Here is an 18832-nt window from a genome sequence, read left to right as displayed (position 1 = left end):
ATCTGGAGCGGGAAACGAGACTCGAACTCGCGACCTCAACCTTGGCAAGGTTGCGCTCTACCAACTGAGCTATTCCCGCTTGGGAGGCGAAATTCTACCTGTTCTGGGAATGGCGTCAAGCGGTTTTTTTCGGGGGATTTCGCAGCGCTTCGGCATGGCGTATCCACGCATGGCGTGGATCTACTACGGCGCGCGATGTGTCGGTGCATCATCGGTAGATCCACGCCATGCGTGGATGGAGGCATCCCGCCCCGGTAGATCCACGCCATGCGTGGATGGGGGCATCCCACCCCGGTAGATCCACGCCATGCGTGGATGGAGGCATCCCACCCCCGTAGATCCACGCCATGCGTGGATGGAGGGCATCCCACCCCGGTAGATCCACGCCATGCGTGGATGGGGGCATCCCACCCCGGTAGATCCACGCCATGCGTGGATGGGCGCGACCGTGGGGTCAGAGCCCTTTCCTGCGGAAAGGGATCCGACCCCGGAGCTCAGTTGCCCAGCTTCTTCTGCCGCGAACGCTCGCGCGCGGCACGCTCGTCTTCGCGCAGGCTCGGCCAGGCGGCATGCAGGTACTGCAGGCCCGACCACAGGGTCAGCACCGCGGCGATGGCCAGGGTCCAGTCGCCGATATGGAACACCGGCGGGCCCATCCAGATGTCGTTGACCGGCACGTTCGGCGCCACCGAATACAGCAGGCACAGCAGCGCGACCATCTGCGCGGTGGTCTTCACCTTGCCGATCATCGCCACGCGCACCTTGGCGCGCTGGCCCAGCTCGGCCATCCACTCGCGCAGCGCCGACACCGCGATTTCGCGGCCGACGATCACCGCCGCCCAGAACGCCATCCACGGCGTCGGGTGGCCCTGCACGATCAGGAACAGCGCCACGGCCACCATCAGCTTGTCCGCCACCGGATCGAGGAAGGCGCCGAACGCCGATTCCAGCTTGTACCGCCGCGCGATCCAGCCATCGAGCCAGTCGGTGATGGCGGCCAGGCCGAAGATCGCCGCGGATGCGAAATTGGTCCAGGTGTAGGGCAGGTAGAACACCAGCACCAGCACCGGGATCATCACGATCCGCAACAACGTCAGCCAGGTGGGCAGGGTCAACTTCATGCGGCTTGCTTCTCTCTCTACTCGGCCGGGTCAGGCGTGGCCAACCCGTGCAGGTTAGCGTAGATGCGTGCGGCGAGGGCATCATTGATGCCTTCGACCTTGGCGATTTCCGCCTCACCGGCGGCTTTCAGGCCGACCAGACCGCCGAAATGCTTGAGCAGGCTGGCACGCCGGCGCGGGCCGATGCCGGGGATGTCTTCCAGCTTGCTGGTCATGCGGGCCTTCTGCCGGCGGCCGCGGTGGCCGGTGATGGCGAAGCGGTGGGCTTCGTCGCGCACCTGCTGGATGAACTGCAGCGCAGGATTGGCCGCGCCCGGGCGCAGCTCGCAGCCATCGGGCATCACCAGCGCTTCGTGGCCGGCACGGCGCTCCACGCCCTTGGCCACGCCCACCAGCAGCACCCCCTCCACGCCCAGGTCGGCCAGGGCGGCCTGTGCCTGGGCCAGCTGGCCGGCGCCACCGTCGATCAGCAGCACGTCGGGCAGCACGCCCTGCTCTTCCACCGCGCGGCGGAAACGGCGGTCGATGGCTTGGTGCATGGCCGCGTAATCATCGCCGGGCTCGATACCGCTGATGTTGAAGCGGCGGTATTGCGCACGCACCGGGCCGGCGGCATCGAACACCACGCACGAGGCCACGGTGGCTTCGCCCATGGTGTGGCTGATATCGAAGCACTCCACCCGCTTGACCGGCTCGGCCAGGCCCAGCATCTCGCGCAGGGCCTCGCTGCGCGCGTGCTGCGCGTTGCGGCTGTTCAGTTCGGTGGCCAGGGTCAGCTGCGCGTTGCGGCTGGCCAGCTCCAGGTAGCCGGCGCGCTCGCCACGCACGTTCCACTTCAGCTGCACCTTGCGTTCGGCCGAGGCAGAGAGTGCGGCCACCAGCAGGTCGGCGTCGGGAATCTGCCGATCCAGCAGGATCTCGCGCGGCGGCTCGAATTCGATGTAGTACTGCGACACGAACGCGGCCAGCACCTCTTCCGGGCTGTCCTCGCCATTGGTGCGCGGGAAGAACGGGCGGGTGCCGAGGTTGCGTCCATCGCGGAAGGCCAGCAGCAGCACGCAGGCCTGCGTGCCCTGCATGGCCACGGCCAGCACGTCCAGGTCGGCGGCGCGGCCATCCACGTACTGGCGGGTCTGCATGCTGCGCAGCGAAGCGATGAGATCACGCAGGCGCGCGGCCTGCTCGAACTCCAGCGCCTCGCTGGCGCCCTGCATCTGCTCGCCCAGCTCGCGGGTCAGCTCGTCGCTCTTGCCTTCCAGGAACAGCGTGGCGCGGCGCACCGATTCGGCGTATTCCTGTGCCGGTACCAGGTCCACGCAGGGCGCGCTGCAGCGGCCGATCTGGTACTGCAGGCAGGGCCGCGAGCGATTGCGGAAAACGCTGTCCTCGCAGCTGCGCAGCTTGAACAGCTTGTGCATCAGGTTCAGCGTCTCGCGCACCGCGGTAACGCCCGGGTACGGCCCGAAGTAGCGGCCGGGAATGGCGCGCGGGCCGCGGTGCAGGGCGATGCGCGGCCAGTCCTCACGGGTCAGCAGCACATGCGGATAGGTCTTGTCGTCGCGCAGGGACACGTTGTAGCGCGGCGACAGCGATTTGATCAGCTGGTTTTCCAGCAGCAGCGCTTCGCCTTCCGAGCGCGTGACGGTCACGTCCATGCGCGCGATCTGCGAAAGCATCGACATGATGCGCGCGTTCTTCGGGCTGCCGTTGAAGTAGCTGCCGACGCGGTTGCGCAGCGCGCGCGCCTTGCCCACGTACAGCAGGGTGTCGTCAGCCGCATACATGCGGTAGACGCCGGGTGCGGTGCTCAACTGGGCCGCGAAGGCCTTGCCGTCGAAGGCCGGGGCGGTGACGTCGGTCATTCGCTGATCGGCACTTCGCTGAGCACGCCGCTGTCCGGGTCGAAACGCAGCACGGCGTGCGCGTCGGTCTCGGCAATCCACACCGCACCGGCACCCACTGCCAGTCCCGCCGGGCCATGCAGGCGGCGCGGCAGGGGCTGGGTGACCAGATCACCGCCGCCCAGGCGCAGGGTGCGCAGGCGCCCGTTGCCGGTGTCGGCGATCCACAGCACGGGTGCGTCCGGGCTCAACGCGATGGCCTGTGGGTACTGCAGGCTGGCCTGCCCGCGCGGGCCGTCTTCGGCGCCAAAACGCCAGGTGCCCTGCCCGACCAGGGTCTGCACGAGATCGCCACGCAGCTGCACCGCACGGATCGAGGACCCCAGCGCATCGGCCACGTACAGCACCTGCTGCACCACCGCCAGTCCGGTCGGCTGGGCGAAGGCGGCCATGTGCCCGCTGCCGTCGCGCTCGTCGATGGCGCCGCTGCCTGCACGCCATTGCAGGCTGCGCAGGCCCAGGTGGAAGCTCCACAGCCGGTTGTCGCCGGCCATGGCGATATGCAGCTGGTTGTCGGCGATGGCCAGGCCGACCGGATGGTCCAGCGCCACCTGCCGCGGCTGCGCCACCGGGCCCTCGACGGGCGTGCCGGGGCGGCCATTGCCGCACAGCGTATCGACCTGGCCGGTCGCCAGGTTGATCCGCCGCACCGCGTGGTTGCCGGTGTCGGCCACGTACAGCGACTCGCGCTCAAGCACCAGCCCCTGCGGGCGGTGGAACGCGGCTTCGGCCAGGTTGCCGTCCATGAAATCGGCGGTGCCCAGCCCGAACTGGCGCAGCACGCGCCCGCCGTGGCTGCATTCCAGGATGCGATGGCGGCCACTGTCGGCGATGTACAGGCGATCACGGTTGACCGCCAGGCCCGCCGGAAAACGCAACGGATGAGGCAGTTCGGGATGCAGTTCGCTGCCGCCCCGCGACGGCGCCGGCGGCGCGCCTTCGCAGAGATCGTTCAAGGCGCGCTCCAGCTCACCCGGCGCACCCAGGCCGACCAGGCGCTGCTGCTCGCGGCCCTGCGCGTCAAGCAGGATGACGGTCGGCCAGGACGTCACACCGAAGCGGCGCCAGCCGTCCCAGTCGGCATCCAGCAGTGCCGGCATCGACAGGCCCTGCCTGCGCAACAGCTTCAAAGCGGCGCCGGCGTCGCGCTCGAAATCAAAGCGCGGCACGTTCAGTACCAGTGGCTGCAGGCGTCCGGGGTTGCGCGACAGCCATTGGCCGAACTCGGCCAGCCGCTGCATGCTCCACGCCGATGCGGCATTGACGAACAGCAGCGCGACCGGCCGGCCGCGCAGTTCGGTCAGGGTGCAGGGGGCGGCATTGAGCCAGGTGGCAAACTCGGGCAGGTCCTGGACAGGCTGTGCGTTCATGGCCTGATTATGCCGGAGTCGGCGTCATGCAACAGTCGTGCCACGGCACGCTGCGCCGCCTGGTCGACCATCGCCCAGACCTGCTCGAAATGGTCCTTGCCACCGGTATACGGATCAGGGATCGCCTGCGCGCTCTGCCCGCCCGACCATGGCAGGTACAGCGACAGGCGCCCGCGCTGGGCGGCCGTGGCCAGCCGCGCGGCGTCGCGCAGGTTGGCCTCGTCGGCGCAGAGGATCCAGTCGAAGCGCTCAAAATCCCCGGGCTGGAGCTGGCGGGCCTGCAGCCCGGCGATGTCCACGCCATGGCCGGCCGCGCAGGCGATGGCGCGCCGGTCAGGCGGCTCACCCACATGCCAGTCGCCGGTGCCGGCCGAATCGACCTGCACCCGGCCGGCCAGCGGCGAGGCCTGCAGGCGGGCACGCAGCGCGCCCTCGGCCATCGGCGAGCGGCAGATGTTGCCCAGGCAGACGACCAGCAGGTTCATCGCGCAGCCATGGACTGCAGCAGGGCCTCGGCACGGGCGAGGTCTTCGGGCGTGTCGATGCCCGGCGGGAAGGCTTCGGGCGAGATCGCCACGCTGATCGGAAAACCGGCTTCCAGCACGCGCAGCTGTTCCAGCGCCTCGACCTGCTCGAGCTGGCCCGGCGGCATCGCCGCGAACTGCTGCAGGAAGCCGGCGCGATAGCCATAGATGCCGATATGCCGCAGCCAGCGATGACCTTCCGGCAAGGCCTCGCGGCTGCGCGCGAAGCCATCGCGATGCCAGGCGATCGGCGCGCGGCTGAAATACATCGCCTCGTTGCGTACGTTGCGCACCAGCTTGACCACGTTCGGGTCGAACAGAGTGTGGGCATCCTCGACGGTCGTGGCCAGGGTCGACATCGGCGCATCGCCTTCGACCAGCGCCTCGGCCACCGCACGGATGCCGGCCGCCGGGGCGAATGGCTCATCGCCCTGCAGGTTGACCACCACCGTTTCGTCGCACCAGCCAGCGATGCGCGCGCACTCGGCCAGGCGGTCGGTACCGGACGCGTGGCTGACCGCGGTCATCGCCACGTTCACCTCGGCCAGGCCATCCAGCGCATCGGCGATGCGCGTGTCATCGGTAGCCACCCAGACTTCGCGGGCACCGGCCAGCAGCGCGCGGCGCGCCACGTGCAGCACCAGCGGCTCGCCGCCCAGCAGGCGGAGCGGTTTGCCCGGCAGCCGCGAGGCAGCGTAGCGGGCCGGGATGGCGACGACGAATTCAGTCATGCGGGCGGTACTCGGCAGGCGCGATACAGCAGGAATGCGGCCGGCGGCAGGCGATTGCAAGCGCCGCGCGGCCGCTCAGTTCGGGCGCAGCTTGTCCAGGCGGTCGGTCAGCGCCACCCAGAAGGCGGCCGGCAGCTCGGCGCGCAGCGGCACCGCGTAGTGCCAGTCATTGCCGAAGGCGCGGCACTTCACCGCATCCTTTTCGGTCATCAGTACCGGCAACTGGCTGCCGAAGGACAGGTCCTGCGGCTGGTAGACCTGGTGGTCGGCGAAGGCATGCGGCACCACGCCGATGCCGCGCGCGCGCAGCATGTCGAAGAAGCGCTGCGGGTTGGCGATGCCGGCCACGGCATGCACGCGCTGGCCGGCGAAGTACGCCAGCGGTCGCGGCCGGCCACCGGGCAGCGGCTGCGCGCTGTCGATGTGCAGGCCCATCGGCCACTGGCCGAAGCCGCAGGCCTGGGCGGCGGTGGCTTCATCGGCCTGGCCGAGGTTGACCACGCGGAAATCACATTCGTCGGCGCGGCTGACCGGCTCGCGCAGCGGCCCTGCGGGGATCATCCGGCCATTGCCGTAGCGACGCTGCGCATCGATGACTTCGATCTCGATGTCGCGCTGCAGGCGGTAGTGCTGCAGGCCATCATCGCAGACGATGACATCGCAGCCGGCCGCGATCAGCGCCTTGCCGGCAGCCACGCGGTCGCTGTCCACGCGCACCGGTACGCCGGTCTTCCACGCGATCAGCACCGGCTCGTCACCGCCCAGCGCGGTCGGCGTATCGGCCTCGACCCAGCGCGCCTTGTCCGCCTCTTCACGGCCGTAGCCGCGGCTGGCCACGCCCGGCTTCCAGCCGGCCGCGCGCAGGCGCTCGACCAGGGCGATGGTCAGCGGCGTCTTGCCGGTGCCACCGGCGGTGATGTTGCCGACCACGATGACCGGCACCGGCAGCGCATGGCGCTTGAACCAGCCCCGGCGGTACAGGCGCCGGCGCAGGGCGGCCACGCCGGCGTAGACCGGCGCCAGCAGCCGCATCGGCAATGGAACCGGGCTGCCGTCGTACCAGTACGGCGGGGTCTGGGTACCCTTGCCTGCCATCAGTCCTGCCTTTCGCGGAACTGCATGCTGTGCAGGTGCTGGTACAGGCCACCCATTTCCAGCAGTTCCTTGTGGGTGCCACGCTCGACGATGCGGCCATGGTCCATCACCAGCACCTGGTCGGCGTGTTCGATCGTGGACAGGCGGTGGGCGATCACCAGGGTGGTGCGCTCGGGCATCAGGCGCTGCAGGGCGTCCTGCACCAGGCGTTCGGATTCGTTGTCCAGCGCCGCGGTGGCCTCATCCAGGATCAGGATCGGCGCATCGCGCAGGATCGCGCGGGCGATCGCCAGGCGCTGGCGCTGGCCACCGGACAGCAGCGCACCGTTCTCGCCCACCGGGGTCTGCAGCTGCTGCGGCATGCGTGCGATGAACTCCCAGGCATTGGCCGCCTCGGCCGCCGCACGGATCTGCTCCTCGGTCGCTTCCATGCCATAGGCGATGTTGGCGGCGATGGTGTCGTCGAACAGCATGACCTTCTGCCCGACCATGGCCACCTGGCGGCGCAGGTCAGCCAGGGCGTAGTCGTCCAGGGCCACGCCATCCAGGGTGATGAGGCCGCCGCTGGGCTCATAGAAGCGCGGCACCAGGCGGATCAGGCTGGTCTTGCCGCTGCCGGAACGACCGACGATGGCGGTGACCGTACCGGGTTTCGCGACGAAGCTGATGTCATCCAGGGCGATGCCACTGTCGGCGCGGTAGCGCAGCATGACGTGCTCGAAGGCCAGCTCACCGCGGGCGCGCTGCAGCGGCGTGCGGCCGGCGTCGCGCTCGACCGGCATGTCGATGATGCCGAACAGGCGCTCGGCGGCGGCCACGCCACGCGAGATCGAGGTCTGCACGCTGGTCAGGCGGCGCAGCGACGGAATGATGGCCATCATCGAGGTCATCAGGCCCATGAACTGGCCAGCGTTGAGCTTGCCGGCCAGCGCTTCGCGGGTGGACACCCAGACGATGACCGCCAGCGCCAGCGCAGCGAGGAACTGGACCACGCTGGAGGCAGCCGCGCGCGTCACTTCGACCTTCATGTTCAGCGCCAGCATGCGGTTGGCCAGGCGCGAATAGCGGCTGATCTCGTGCTGCTGGGTGCCGTGCACCTTCACTTCCTGCTGCGCGGCCAGCGACTGCTCGGCGGTCTGCGCCATGGTGCCCATGCCATCCTGGATGCCGCGGCTGATGCGCCGGTAGCGCTTCCCCACGTAGGACACGATGGCGCCGATCAGCGGCACCACCAGCAGCATGGCCAGGGTCACCTTGACGCTCATCTGCAGCATCACCACCAGCATGGCGATGATGGTCAGGGTGTCGGCCACCATGGTCTTCAGTGCATCCGCACTGGCCTGGGTGACCTGCTCGGTATCGAAGTTCAGGCGGCTGACCATCACCGGCGTCGCTTCGGTATCGAAGTGCGAGGACGGCAGGTGCAGGTACTTGTCCAGGACCTGCTCGCGCAGGTCACGCACCACGCTGCGGCCGGTCTTGGCCAGCGTGTAGTCGCTGACCCAGGTGGCCAGGCTGCGCATCAGGAACAGGCCGAGGATGGTCAGCGGCAGCACCACGGCGGCGCGCGGCTGCGGGTCGACGAAGCCGTCGTTGACCAGCGGCTCCATCAGCTTGGTGAAGTGGTAGCCGGCCAGGGCCTCGACCACCATCGCGATGACGGCGGCCACCATGAACACCCAGTAGGCCCGGGTGTAGCCAAGCAGGCGTTTGTAGATCGGCCACACCGGCGCGTGATTGGAACTCATGGACGCACCTCTGGCGCTGTTGCGATTGCGATACGGCGGAAGCCGAGCTGGCCCAGCGCATCCTGCGCGGTGACCACGGCCTGGTAGGGAGTGCGCGCGTCGGCGCGCAGCAGCACGGTCTGCTGGCGGTCGCTGCCGGCCACCGACGCGATGGTCTGCTTGACCGATTCCACGTCGGTGCGCAGCACTTCCTGGTCGTTGACGAAGTAGCGGCCATCGGCGTTGATCAGCACGCTGAGCGAACGCGGCGCCTCGCTGGTCTGCTGGTCGCTGGCGGTCGGCAGCTGCACCTGCAGCGTCGAGCGCGCGTCGAACGTGGTGGTGACCACGAAGAAGATGATCAGTACCAGGATGACGTCGATCAGCGGAACCAGATCGATATGCGGCTCATCCTGGGATCGGTCGTTGCCGATGCGCATCGATCAGGCCTTGGCCGTGGCAGGGGCGGCGGCGCGCGGGGCCGGTGCCGGGTTCATCACCCCCGGGCGACCGTCCAGCGTGTCCAGCAATGCGCTGGCTTCCTGCTCCATCTCCACCACGTAGCCGTGGATCCGGCCCTTGAAGAAGCGGTGGAACATCAGCGCCGGGATGGCCACGATCATGCCGGTGGCAGTACACACCAGGGCCTTGCCGATGCCACCGGCCAGCTGGTTCACGTCGCCCACGCCGTGGTCGAGGATGCCCAGGAACATCTGGATCATGCCGATGACCGTGCCCAGCAGGCCGAGCAGCGGGCCCGCCGAGGCAATGGTGCCCAGCGCATTGAGGAAGCGCTCCATGCGGTGGACCAGGTGGCGCCCGGTGTCCTCGATGCGCTCGCGGATCTGGTCACGCGGGCGGTTGCGGGCTTCCAGCGCGGCGGCCAGCAGCGCGCCCAGCGGCGAATTGGCCCGCAGGGTCTGCAGGTGCGCCGGGTCGAGCTTGCCGCGTGCGGCCCAGTTGCGCACTTCCTGGCCGAGGCCAGGCGGCAGCACCTCATTGCGCCGCAGGGACCAGAAACGCTCCAGGACGATCGCCAAAGCCAGTACGCCCAACAGCAGCAGCGGCACCATCGGCCAGCCACCGGCCTTGACCAGTTCCCACACGTTTCAACCCTCCGGCCCAACGGCCGCTTGTTCGATCGGCGATAGGATAGCAGCCGACCGCGCCCGCCCAGCGGCATCCCACCACCGGGCCGCGTGGATACGCTGTTCACGCACCTGCAGCCCTTGTGCGCCAAGCCATGCGCGGATGGCGCCGGACTCGGCCGTGTTCAGCACCTCCGCCCCCACCGCCTGCCAGCGCAGCACTACGTCACGTTTCGGGTGGCCGAAGCGGTTCTGGTGGCCGGCCGAAACCACCGCCAGCCGGGGCTTCACCGCCGCCACCCAGGCCGCCGTCGAGCTGCCGCCACTGCCATGGTGCGGCACCAGCACCACATCGGCGCGCAGTGCCGCAGGTCCGGCCTGCAGCAGCTGCTGCTCGGCCTGGCGGCCGATGTCACCGGGCAGCAGGACCACCCCGTGCGCACTGGCCACCCGCAGCACGCAGCTGGCTTCGTTGTCATGCTCGCTGCCAGCGGGCGGCGGGTGCAGCACCTGGAAGTCCACCCCATCCCACTGCCAGCGCAGGCCCTGGGCACAGGGCCGGGCGCCCTCGACCGGGCTGCCCGGCGGGGCCAGCACCTGCAGGTCCGGCAGCGCGCCGCGCAGGGCCGGCAGAGCGCCAGCGTGATCAAGATGATCGTGGCTGAGCAGCAGCTGCACCGGCGGTGCCTGCCCCAGTGCGCGCACGGCCGGCAGCAGGACGCGCTCCTGGCCCTGGCCGACGGGTGGCCCGGCGTCGTACCAGAGCGCATGCGTGGCCGTGCGCAGCAGGACCGCCGCGCCCTGCCCCACGTCGTGCACCAGCAGTTCCATTTCGCCGTGCCGCGGCCCGGGCACGGCCGGCCACAACAGGGGCAGGCACAGCAGCGCGCCCGCCAGGCCCCCTCCAGCGCCGCGCGGCAGCAACCACCAGAACACCCCCGCCAGGGCCGCCGGCAGCGCCCAGCCGGGGGCCTGCGGCAGCCACCACATCGCCTTCGGGTGCTGCGCCACGGGCTGCAGCAGCCCCCAACTGAGATCGAACAGCCAGGCCGCCGCGCGCCACGGCCACGCGCCCGCCCCGTCATGCAGCGCCTGCAGGCCGGTGCCGAGCAGGGCCAGCGGCACCACCAGCAGGCTCCACCAGGGAATGACCGGCAGGTTCAGCAGTGGCCCCAGCCACGAGGTGCCGCCGAACAGCACCACCGCCAGGGGCAGCAACGCCACGCTGGCCACGCCCTGCCCGGCCAGCGCCGCGCGCAGCATGCCGCCGATGCCAGCCGGCGGGCGCTGCGGCAGGCACCACAACAGCCACAGCACACCGCCGAAACTCAGCCAGAACCCTGCCGAAAGCACCGCCAGCGGTGCCGGCAGCAGCATCACCGCCGCCGCCAATGACAGCGCGGGCGCCGTGCCCAATGGCCGCCGGCTGGCGCGCGCCAGCGCCACGGCAGCGATCATCAGCGCGGTTCGCACGGTGGGCAGCTCGCTGCCCGCCAGCAGCGTATAGCCCGCAGCGGCCAATGCGGCGGCGCAGGCGGCGGCCTGTGGGCGCGGCCAGGCACGTGCCAGCGCCGGGCACAGCCACCACAGGCCCGCGCACAGCAGGGCGGCAAAGCCAGCCACCAGACCGACATGGAAGCCGGAGATCGCGATCAGATGGGTCAGGCCCAGCGCGCGCAGCTGCTCCCAGTCGGTATCGGTCAGGCCACGGGTATCGCCCAGCGCCAGGGCCTGCACGAATCGCGCCGAGGGACTGCCCACCTGCACGGCGATGGCGGCGCTGCAGCGCTCGCGCCATGCGGCCAGGCCGTGCGCGGCACGCAGCTGGCGCGCGCGTCCAGGCGCACGCACGCTGGCGCTGCCGGCCAGGCCCTGCAGCAGCGCGTGGCGCTCGCCATCGAAGCCGCCGGGATTGATCCGCGAGCGCGGCGGCCGCACGCGCAGCGGCAGCTCCCAATGCGCGCCGGCACGCAGCGTGCGGCGCAGCGGATCGACGGCCCCCGTACGGCGCGGATCATGCCAGCTGACCTGCAGGCGCCGCCCCTGCAGCGCTGGCACTCCTTCGGCCTCGGCCACATCGAACAGGAAACGGCTGTGGTCGCTGCGCACCTGCGGCAGCTCGACGATACGGCCACGCACCAGGACATCCTGCGCCGTTGCCGCGGCAGGCACCTGCTGCTGCAGGGCGGCGTGCCCATGGCAGCTGGCCCAGGCCAGGCCGAATACGGCCGCGGCCAGCACCCGTCCGCGCCAACGCCATGCCCAGCCTGGCAGCGCCAGCAGCACCAGGCTGATGCACAGCCAGCGCGGCGGCAGCGCCGGCAGCAGCACGCACACCAGCGCACCCAGCACCAGGGCGGCGGCGCAGGCGGGGCCCAGCAGGGGTGCAACCACGGCAACGGTACGCATCGGCGCAGCGTCGCCGTGCGGCGCCAGGCCTGCCTATCAGGCAAGCCCGCGCATTGCTGTGGGCGACCTCAGCGGCGCACGGTGGCGCGGTGGAAGTTGACCCGGAAGCTGGCGCCGCCGCCGACCGCTTCGGCCACGCTGACAGTGCCCCCGTGGTGCTGCACGATTTCCTTGACCAGGTGCAGGCCCAGGCCACTGCCACTGCCGGCAGCGCGCAGGCGGTGGAAAGGTTCGAAGATCGCCTCGCGGTCACCCACCGGCACGCCCGCGCCCTGGTCACTGATCTCCAGCAGGCCCTGCACGTCCAGGCGCACGCAGATGATGCCGCGGCCGCCACCGTGGACGATGGCGTTGTGCACGAGGTTGGCCATCACCCGGCCCAGCGCCAGGCCATCCCCCTGGATCCACACCGGTTCGTCCGGCGCATCCACTTCGAAGCCGTACCCCGCGCCGACCACCAGCGGCGCCAGCTCGGCCGCCGATTCGCGCACCACGTGAGCCAGGTCCACCCGCTGCAGCGCGCTGACGTTGCGGTCCAGGCGCTGCAGGTCGAGCAGATGCTCGGCAACGTTGCCCAGCCGCGCGACGTCGGTCAGCAGCTGCGATTTCAGTTCGCCCTGCGGCAGCTGCGACAGCCGTGCCTGCACCACCGCGATCGGCACGCGCAGTTCATGCGCGGCATCGGCGAGGAATTTGTCGCGTGCAGCGTAACCCTGCTGCACCTTGTCGATGGCATCGTTGAAGGCCCCCACCAGCGGCGCGACCTCGGTGGACACCAGTTGTTCGTCGAGGCGCGCGCCGGGCTGGCCGATGTCCAGTTCCTTGGCCTGCTGCGCCAGCCTGCGCACACCGCGCATTGCACGATGGATGACCGTCGGCATCACCAGCAGGGTGACCACGATCAGCGGCAGGAAGAACCAGAAGCCGATCAGCCGCAGCACCATCAGCGCGCCATCCACCAGCCCGCCCTTCGGTGCGCCACCGGCCATCACGGTGATGCGGCGGCCGTCCTCGTTGCGCACCATCACCCGCGCGACATCCAGATAGGGCGGCACCAGCGATCCGACTTCAGTGGCACCCAGTGCCGGCAGTCGTGCCAGCAGCGGCGCGTGCAGCGCTGGCACCTTGCCACGCTCCAGCCAGAGGCCACGGTCATCGACAGCCACGAACCACAGGTTGCCACCGGCGCGCTCGTTCAACGCCTGCCAGCGCGGTTCGTCCAGCACCAGGTGCGCGCCCTGGCTGTGCACCGCCTTGGCCACGTCCTCGGCGGTGAACATGTCCATGCCCCAGGATTCCTTGTCACCCCAGGTGAGGATCAGAGCCACCACGGCGAACAACACAGTGAATGCCTGCGCCAGGAACAGGCGCCACGCCAGGCCAAGGGTGATCGAACGGATCTGCCTGGCCATCTCAGGTCTCCGCCAGCAGGTAGCCGACGCCACGGATGACGTGGATCTCCACGCCCGCACCCGCCTGCTGCAGCGCCTTGCGCAGCTTGGAGATGTGCGCATCCAGTGCGTTGGACTGGATCTCATCATCGAAGCCGTACACCGCCGCCTCCAGCGCGCTGCGGGTGACCGTTCGCCCCTGCCGCATCGCCAGCGCCTGCAGCACCAGCACCTGCCGCCTCGGCAGGGCCAGCAGCTGGCCGTCCACCTGCGCCTGCAGCGATTCGAAATCGAACTCGAAGTTTCCCAGCCGCAGGCTCGGGGTCACCATCGCCGACGGCCGCCGCGACACCGCGCGGATCCGCGCCATCAGTTCCTCGATCGCCACCGGCTTGACCAGGTAGTCGTCGGCGCCGACATCGAGTCCTTCGACCTTGTCCGACAGCGTGCCCTTGGCGGTCAGCATGATCACCGCCAGGTTCGGCCGCAGCGCACGCGCGGTGGCGACGAAACCGGCGCCATCGCCGTCGGGCAGCTGGCGGTCAAGCAGCAGCAGCTGGTGCACGGGTTCGCGCAGGGCCAGCGCCGCTTCGGCCAGGCTGCCGACCACATCGGCGACCACGCCCTGGCGCTCCAGCCCGGACTGCAGGGCACGGGAGAGGTCGGGATCGTCTTCCACCAGGAGGATGCGCATCGTTGGCTCGGCTACCGGAAACGCTGCCGATGATAGTGCCTGCGGGCACCTCGGAGGCCTTTGCGCGGACATTGCCGGGGCGCAATGTTCCGACAATGTTGTGCCGTCAGGATGCAACGCGGTTCCCTGCAAAGTGCCCCTCGATGCTCCCGATGTCCCGTACCCTGCTGCGCCCCCTGCTGTGCACCGTCGTTCTCTCCACGCCGCTGCTGGCCAAGGCCCAGGAACAGGCACCGGGCGTGCAGGCCGGCATCACCTTCGGCGCGACCACCGGTGCCTACGCGCACTACGATGACAAGCCGCTGGTGGTGCCGGCACTGGCATGGCAGGGCAAGCGCTTCTACGCCAGCCCCGGTTCGCTGGGCATGTACCTGTACAAGGACGAGGGCCTGCGCGTATCTGCGGTGGTCACGCCGTACACGCTGCGCTTCAAGACCGATGACGTGAACGATGCGCAGCTGCGCCGCCTGCACAGCCGGCAGATGTCGGCGATGGCCGGCGTCAGCGCCGAGTACAGCGCCGGCTGGGGCGCACTGTCGGCCAGCGTCAAGCGCGAGGTCAGCGGCCACGGTGGCGGCCTCGAATCGAGCCTGTACTACAGCTATCCCATCCAGGCCGGCCGCTTCACCTGGGTGCCGCGCGTGGGCGTGGTGCACAGCAGTGCGCGCCTGCTCGACTACTACTACGGCATCAGTGACGAAGAAGCGCTGCGGTCGGGCCTGGCCGCCTATGCGCCGGGCAGCGCCACGTCGCCAGGCCTGCAGATCGCGGTGAGCACACCGCTGGGCACGAAATGGCGCGCCACCGGCGTGGTCGCCAGCCAGTGGTTCGGCGATGCGGTCAAGGACAGCCCGATGGCCCGCCGCGGCGCGCAGAACTCCGCTTTCATCTCCCTGATGCGCTCGTTCTGATCGAGCGCGCTGCAACGGACAAGGACACCCCCATGGCCTCCGTTTCCTTCCCCACCGATGCGCACGCGATCCTGCGTGCGCCTGACCTGGACAGTGCCGAGCGCGCCTATCTCGGCCTGATGCCGGACCAGGCCCACATCGATGCACTGGTGCGCCACGCCCTCGGCCTGTCGCGCGTGGCCGACGCGGCCCGCGGTTATGCGCTGTCGATGACCCTGGTCGGCCTGCGGCTGCAGGAACTGGAGATGGACGAGCCCTGCGCCACGGCCCATCGCCAGTCGACGCTGCGCAACCTGCGCCAGGTCTACGCCGCGGCCTGAGCGTCGCGGCACGACCCGCCCGCGCCGCAAGGCCCCTCCCGCGCGGATCAGGCCGCCAGCGCCCGGATTCATCCGCGCTGCCAGCCCTTGGCACGCGCATTTCCCGGCTTCGTCGCATGCCGGTTCCGGTCCGCCTGCCCCGGTGACACGCTGGGCTCCCCTGTCCGGAGCACCGCGCCATGCCGATGCTTGCCCTGCTGCTGTTGCACGCGGTCCTGTCCAGCGTCGGCACCGGCGGCGTGGAGGCCGGCCAGGCGCCTGCCACCGGACTGGCCCCGGCCAGCAAGGACGACCTCTGCCTTCAGCTGCGCCTGCGCCAGGACAGCGTGCTGCGCTGGGAACGCGCCGAAGGCGGAAGGTCCCACGCACTGGGCATCGCGCACCAGGTCGAGGGCCACTGGCAGCTGCGTCATCGCTTCAGTGTCGGCACACCGGCCGCACACTGATCGCCAGCCGCGATTCATCCTGACCGGCACGCCCGGTGACAGCATGGTGCCCTGTCGAAAGGATGCGCCATGAACACCCGGATCGTTGCCCGTGCACTGCTGTTGCCTGCCGTCGTGCTGCTTGCGGCCTGCTGCCCGTTCGGCAGCGAGATCCGTACCCGCCCGGTCTACGTCAACCCACAGCTGACGCCTGCCGCATCGCGCTCGCTGGTCGCCGACTGCGATCGCCAGGGCGCGCAGCTGCGCCGCCAGCTGGAAGCGGCGTATGTGGGAAGCACCCGGCAGGAATGCGCGCTGCCGCAGCCGTTCGCGGACTATCGCTTCGTCAATGCCATGGGCGAGGCCTTTTCGCCGGAGCGCGCCAGCGAGGCACGCGTCGCCCACGTCGAGCGCGTCTGCACTGCCGCGCAGGGCAAGGACAGCGTGCTGGCCGCGCTGTGCCCGGACTGCCGCAGCAAGGCCGAGGAGCGCGTGCGCCAGTGCCGTGCGGACAAGGGCCTGGTGCGCAGCGAGCGACCGGTGCGGATGTGCAGCATGATCCAGTTCTGAGGGGCGGACGCCATGCAACAAAAAAGCCGACCCATCGGGCCGGCTTTCCTGTTTCCACCGCTTCACCGGCAATGCCGGGAGCCAGGTGGTGGGCGGTACAGGGTTCGAACCTGTGACCCCTACCATGTCAAGGTAGTGCTCTACCGCTGAGCTAACCGCCCATCTTGTTCCTGCCGCCCGAAGGCTGGCCTTGCTACGTAAAAACCCGGCGCCAGGGCCGGGCTTTTCAGGTCACGACAGCCCCTCTGGAAGGGACTTCGTGGTGGGCGGTACAGGGTTCGAACCTGTGACCCCTACCATGTCAAGGTAGTGCTCTACCGCTGAGCTAACCGCCCGTTTTGCTTCTGCATTTGCGCGATTGCGTCGGTGCAGGCCGCGTATATTACGGATGACGACGGGTAAGCGCAACACTTTTGTGAAGATTGCTGCGCTGCCGTGTTCAGCCGAGGCTGGCCTCCTTCAGCTGCCGGATCTGGTCGCGCACGCGAGCGGCATCTTCGAACTCCAGGTCCTTGGCGTGCTGGTACATCTGCTGCTCCAGCGCCTTGAGCCGGGTGGCCAGCTGGGCCGGCGACATCGACCGGTAATCGGCCGCATCCTCGGCCACCGCCCTGCCCTTGCCCTTGCCCTTGCGGGACTCCTTCTCGGCCGCGTCCGAGCGCGCGCCTTCCAGCACGTCCACGATCGGACGCGCCACCGAGCGCGGCACGATGCCGTGCTCCTCGTTGTACTCCACCTGCTTGGCACGGCGGCGGTCGGTCTCATCGATCGCCGCCTGCATCGAGCGGGTGATCTTGTCCGCGTACAGGATGGCCTTGCCGCGCACGTTTCGCGCGGCGCGGCCGATGGTCTGGATCAGCGAGCCGGTGGAGCGCAGGAAGCCCTCCTTGTCCGCATCCAGGATCGCCACCAGCGAGACCTCGGGCATGTCCAGGCCCTCGCGCAGCAGGTTGATGCCCACCAGCACGTCGAACTTGCCCAGGCGCAGGTCGCGGATGATCTCCACGCGCTCGACCGTATCCACGTCCGAATGCAGGTAGCGCACGCGGATGCCATGTTCGGTGAGGTACTCGGTCAGGTTCTCGGCCATGCGCTTGGTCAGCGTAGTGACCAGCACGCGGTCACCTGCCTTGATGCGCTCGTTGGCCTCGCTCATCAGGTCATCGACCTGGGTACCGACCGGGCGGATCTCGACCACCGGGTCGATCAGGCCAGTCGGGCGCACCACCAGTTCGGTGATCTCCTCACCGGCCTCCCGATACTCATACGGGCCGGGTGTGGCAGACACGTAGATCGCACGCGGGCAGCGCGCTTCCCACTCCTCGAAGCGCAGCGGACGATTGTCCAGCGCCGACGGCAGGCGGAAGCCGAACTCGACCAGGGTCTCCTTGCGCGAGCGGTCGCCCTTGAACATCGCGCCGATCTGCGGAATGGTCACGTGCGATTCGTCGATGACCAGCAGCGCGTCCGGCGGCAGGTAATCGAACAGGGTCGGTGGTGGCTCGCCGGCGTTCTTGCCGGTCAGGTGCCGCGAGTAGTTCTCGATGCCGTTGCAGAAGCCAACTTCAGCCATCATCTCGATGTCGAACTGGGTGCGCTGGGCCAGGCGCTGCGCCTCGACCAGCTTGTTTTCCGCGTACAGCTGCTCCAGGCGCTCCTTCAGCTCCACCTTGATGGTCTCCACCGCGGCCAGGACGCGCTCGCGCGTGGTGGCGTAGTGGGTCTTCGGGTAGACGGTGAAGCGCTGCATGTTGCGGATGGTCTCGCCGGTGAGCGGATCGAACATGGTGATCTTCTCGACCTCGCCATCGAACAGTTCGATGCGCAGGGCTTCGCTGTCCGATTCGGCCGGGAACACGTCGATCACCTCGCCACGCACGCGGAACGTACCGCGCTGCAGCTCGTACTCGTTGCGCGTGTACTGCAGCTGGGTCAGGTGGTTGATCAGGTCGCGCTGCTCGATGCGCTCACCCTTGGACAGGATCAGGCGCAGCGACAGGTAGTCCTCCGGCGCACCCAGGCCGTAGATGGCCGACACGGTGGCCACCACGATCGCATCCGGACGCGACAGCAGCGTCTTGGTCGCCGCCAGGCGCATCTGCTCGATGTGCTCGTTGATCGAACTGTCCTTCTCGATGAAGGTGTCCGACGACGGCACGTAGGCTTCGGGCTGGTAGTAGTCGTAATAGCTGACGAAGTACTCCACCGCGTTGTGCGGGAAGAACGCCTTGAACTCACCGTACAGCTGCGCCGCCAGCGTCTTGTTCGGCGCCATGATCAGCGTCGGCTTCTGCACGTTCTGGATGACGTTGGCGATGGTGTAGGTCTTGCCCGAACCGGTCACGCCCAGCAGCGTCTGCTTGGCGATGCCCGCTTCGAAATTATCAGTCAGCTTCGCGATGGCGTTGGGCTGGTCGCCCGCCGGTGAATACGGCGAGACGAGTTGAAAACTGTCGCTCATGGTATTGCCAGGTCCCGGGAATGATGATTATAGCGGCCGGTTTGGTGACGGCCGGTTGAGGGCCCTGCCTACGATGACTCAGGCCGCTCACCGA

17 protein-coding genes and 3 tRNA genes are annotated in these 18832 nt (G+C 69.1%); 4 read left to right on the top strand and 16 right to left on the bottom strand.

The annotated features are described in order from the left end of the window. Positions 1-3: 3 nt before the first annotated feature. From QMZ26_RS17735 to QMZ26_RS17675, 13 genes are all read right to left on the bottom strand, one after another. Positions 4-79: transfer RNA gene (locus QMZ26_RS17735), tRNA-Gly, on the bottom strand. A gap of 415 nt (positions 80-494) precedes the next feature. Further along, positions 495-1121 (bottom strand): CDP-diacylglycerol--glycerol-3-phosphate 3-phosphatidyltransferase, encoded by a 627-nt coding sequence (pgsA, locus tag QMZ26_RS17730; RefSeq protein ID WP_079221387.1) that lies wholly within the window; start codon positions 1119-1121, stop codon positions 495-497. 17 nt (positions 1122-1138) lie between these two features. After that, on the bottom strand, positions 1139-2983 hold the full coding sequence (gene uvrC / locus QMZ26_RS17725) for an excinuclease ABC subunit UvrC (RefSeq protein WP_283222216.1): 1845 nt from the start codon (positions 2981-2983) through the stop codon (positions 1139-1141). Then, positions 2980-4392: a hypothetical protein gene (locus tag QMZ26_RS17720; RefSeq protein ID WP_283222215.1), complete on the bottom strand. Its 1413-nt coding sequence runs from the start codon at positions 4390-4392 to the stop codon at positions 2980-2982. Before QMZ26_RS17720 ends, uvrC begins: the two co-directional genes overlap by 4 nt. Further along, positions 4389-4877 (bottom strand): low molecular weight protein-tyrosine-phosphatase, encoded by a 489-nt coding sequence (locus QMZ26_RS17715; protein ID WP_283222214.1) that lies wholly within the window; start codon positions 4875-4877, stop codon positions 4389-4391. The genes QMZ26_RS17720 and QMZ26_RS17715 overlap by 4 nt, the downstream gene beginning before the upstream one ends. Then, on the bottom strand, positions 4874-5647 hold the full coding sequence (gene kdsB / locus QMZ26_RS17710) for a 3-deoxy-manno-octulosonate cytidylyltransferase (RefSeq protein ID WP_079221383.1): 774 nt from the start codon (positions 5645-5647) through the stop codon (positions 4874-4876). Before kdsB ends, QMZ26_RS17715 begins: the two co-directional genes overlap by 4 nt. 75 nt (positions 5648-5722) lie before the next feature. Continuing rightward, on the bottom strand, positions 5723-6742 hold the full coding sequence (gene lpxK / locus QMZ26_RS17705) for a tetraacyldisaccharide 4'-kinase (protein WP_283222213.1): 1020 nt from the start codon (positions 6740-6742) through the stop codon (positions 5723-5725). Further along, positions 6742-8490, bottom strand: coding sequence for a lipid A export permease/ATP-binding protein MsbA (gene msbA / locus QMZ26_RS17700; protein ID WP_079221381.1), 1749 nt, complete (start codon positions 8488-8490; stop codon positions 6742-6744). The genes lpxK and msbA overlap by 1 nt, the downstream gene beginning before the upstream one ends. Further along, complete coding sequence (locus QMZ26_RS17695) at positions 8487-8909, bottom strand: biopolymer transporter ExbD (protein ID WP_108759598.1); 423 nt, start codon at positions 8907-8909, stop codon at positions 8487-8489. Before QMZ26_RS17695 ends, msbA begins: the two co-directional genes overlap by 4 nt. 3 nt (positions 8910-8912) lie before the next feature. Further along, positions 8913-9575, bottom strand: a complete 663-nt coding sequence (locus QMZ26_RS17690) for a MotA/TolQ/ExbB proton channel family protein (protein ID WP_108746355.1) — start codon at positions 9573-9575, stop codon at positions 8913-8915. A gap of 3 nt (positions 9576-9578) precedes the next feature. After that, positions 9579-11966, bottom strand: a complete 2388-nt coding sequence (locus tag QMZ26_RS17685) for a DNA internalization-related competence protein ComEC/Rec2 (protein ID WP_283222212.1) — start codon at positions 11964-11966, stop codon at positions 9579-9581. A gap of 68 nt (positions 11967-12034) precedes the next feature. Then, positions 12035-13378, bottom strand: a complete 1344-nt coding sequence (locus QMZ26_RS17680) for a HAMP domain-containing sensor histidine kinase (RefSeq protein WP_283222211.1) — start codon at positions 13376-13378, stop codon at positions 12035-12037. Position 13379: 1 nt separating this feature from the next. Next, entirely contained in the window at positions 13380-14051 is a 672-nt protein-coding gene (locus QMZ26_RS17675) for a response regulator transcription factor (protein ID WP_079221376.1), read from the bottom strand. Positions 14052-14194: 143 nt separating this feature from the next. Between QMZ26_RS17675 and QMZ26_RS17670 the strand changes: the two genes are divergently transcribed. The 4 genes from QMZ26_RS17670 to QMZ26_RS17655 all read left to right on the top strand — a co-directional run bounded on the left by QMZ26_RS17670 (position 14195) and on the right by QMZ26_RS17655 (position 16277). Next, positions 14195-14962 carry a MipA/OmpV family protein gene (locus QMZ26_RS17670; RefSeq protein WP_079221375.1) on the top strand — a complete coding sequence of 256 codons (768 nt, stop codon included), beginning with the start codon at positions 14195-14197 and terminating at the stop codon, positions 14960-14962. Positions 14963-14994: 32 nt separating this feature from the next. Further along, a complete protein-coding gene (locus tag QMZ26_RS17665; protein ID WP_079221374.1) occupies positions 14995-15282 on the top strand; it encodes a hypothetical protein in 288 nt (95 codons plus the stop codon). Between the two features lie 179 nt (positions 15283-15461). After that, complete coding sequence (locus tag QMZ26_RS17660; protein ID WP_108759604.1) at positions 15462-15728, top strand: hypothetical protein; 267 nt, start codon at positions 15462-15464, stop codon at positions 15726-15728. A gap of 69 nt (positions 15729-15797) precedes the next feature. After that, a complete protein-coding gene (locus QMZ26_RS17655; RefSeq protein ID WP_283222210.1) occupies positions 15798-16277 on the top strand; it encodes a hypothetical protein in 480 nt (159 codons plus the stop codon). An 86-nt stretch (positions 16278-16363) separates the two neighbouring features. On the opposite strand, the gene QMZ26_RS17650 is transcribed toward QMZ26_RS17655, so the two are convergent. The 3 genes from QMZ26_RS17650 to uvrB form a co-directional block, all read right to left on the bottom strand. Next, positions 16364-16438, bottom strand: a tRNA-Val gene (locus QMZ26_RS17650). Between the two features lie 99 nt (positions 16439-16537). Continuing rightward, positions 16538-16612 (bottom strand) — tRNA-Val (locus tag QMZ26_RS17645). A 104-nt stretch (positions 16613-16716) separates the two neighbouring features. Then, positions 16717-18738, bottom strand: a complete 2022-nt coding sequence (uvrB, locus tag QMZ26_RS17640; RefSeq protein ID WP_200732018.1) for an excinuclease ABC subunit UvrB — start codon at positions 18736-18738, stop codon at positions 16717-16719. Between the last annotated feature and the right edge of the window lie 94 nt (positions 18739-18832).

Origin of the sequence: Stenotrophomonas sp. PFBMAA-4 (assembly GCF_030053215.1) — a bacterium.
Lineage (GTDB): Bacteria > Pseudomonadota > Gammaproteobacteria > Xanthomonadales > Xanthomonadaceae > Stenotrophomonas.
This window is presented reverse-complemented; position numbering and strand designations above follow the sequence as displayed.

Excerpts from the sequence above, each read along its gene's own strand:
- QMZ26_RS17660 (WP_108759604.1), top strand. The coding sequence starts at position 15,462 with ATGCCGATGCTTGCCCTGCTGCTGTTGCACGCGGTCCTGTCCAGCGTC.
- kdsB (WP_079221383.1), bottom strand. The coding sequence starts at position 5,647 with ATGACTGAATTCGTCGTCGCCATCCCGGCCCGCTACGCTGCCTCGCGG.
- QMZ26_RS17720 (WP_283222215.1), bottom strand. The coding sequence starts at position 4,392 with ATGAACGCACAGCCTGTCCAGGACCTGCCCGAGTTTGCCACCTGGCTC.
- QMZ26_RS17655 (WP_283222210.1), top strand. The coding sequence starts at position 15,798 with ATGAACACCCGGATCGTTGCCCGTGCACTGCTGTTGCCTGCCGTCGTG.
- QMZ26_RS17670 (WP_079221375.1), top strand. The coding sequence starts at position 14,195 with ATGCTCCCGATGTCCCGTACCCTGCTGCGCCCCCTGCTGTGCACCGTC.
- QMZ26_RS17680 (WP_283222211.1), bottom strand. The coding sequence starts at position 13,378 with ATGGCCAGGCAGATCCGTTCGATCACCCTTGGCCTGGCGTGGCGCCTG.
- lpxK (WP_283222213.1), bottom strand. The coding sequence starts at position 6,742 with ATGGCAGGCAAGGGTACCCAGACCCCGCCGTACTGGTACGACGGCAGC.
- QMZ26_RS17665 (WP_079221374.1), top strand. The coding sequence starts at position 14,995 with ATGGCCTCCGTTTCCTTCCCCACCGATGCGCACGCGATCCTGCGTGCG.
- QMZ26_RS17715 (WP_283222214.1), bottom strand. The coding sequence starts at position 4,877 with ATGAACCTGCTGGTCGTCTGCCTGGGCAACATCTGCCGCTCGCCGATG.
- QMZ26_RS17675 (WP_079221376.1), bottom strand. The coding sequence starts at position 14,051 with ATGCGCATCCTCCTGGTGGAAGACGATCCCGACCTCTCCCGTGCCCTG.
- msbA (WP_079221381.1), bottom strand. The coding sequence starts at position 8,490 with ATGAGTTCCAATCACGCGCCGGTGTGGCCGATCTACAAACGCCTGCTT.
- uvrB (WP_200732018.1), bottom strand. The coding sequence starts at position 18,738 with ATGAGCGACAGTTTTCAACTCGTCTCGCCGTATTCACCGGCGGGCGAC.
- uvrC (WP_283222216.1), bottom strand. The coding sequence starts at position 2,983 with ATGACCGACGTCACCGCCCCGGCCTTCGACGGCAAGGCCTTCGCGGCC.
- pgsA (WP_079221387.1), bottom strand. The coding sequence starts at position 1,121 with ATGAAGTTGACCCTGCCCACCTGGCTGACGTTGTTGCGGATCGTGATG.
- QMZ26_RS17685 (WP_283222212.1), bottom strand. The coding sequence starts at position 11,966 with ATGCGTACCGTTGCCGTGGTTGCACCCCTGCTGGGCCCCGCCTGCGCC.
- QMZ26_RS17695 (WP_108759598.1), bottom strand. The coding sequence starts at position 8,909 with ATGCGCATCGGCAACGACCGATCCCAGGATGAGCCGCATATCGATCTG.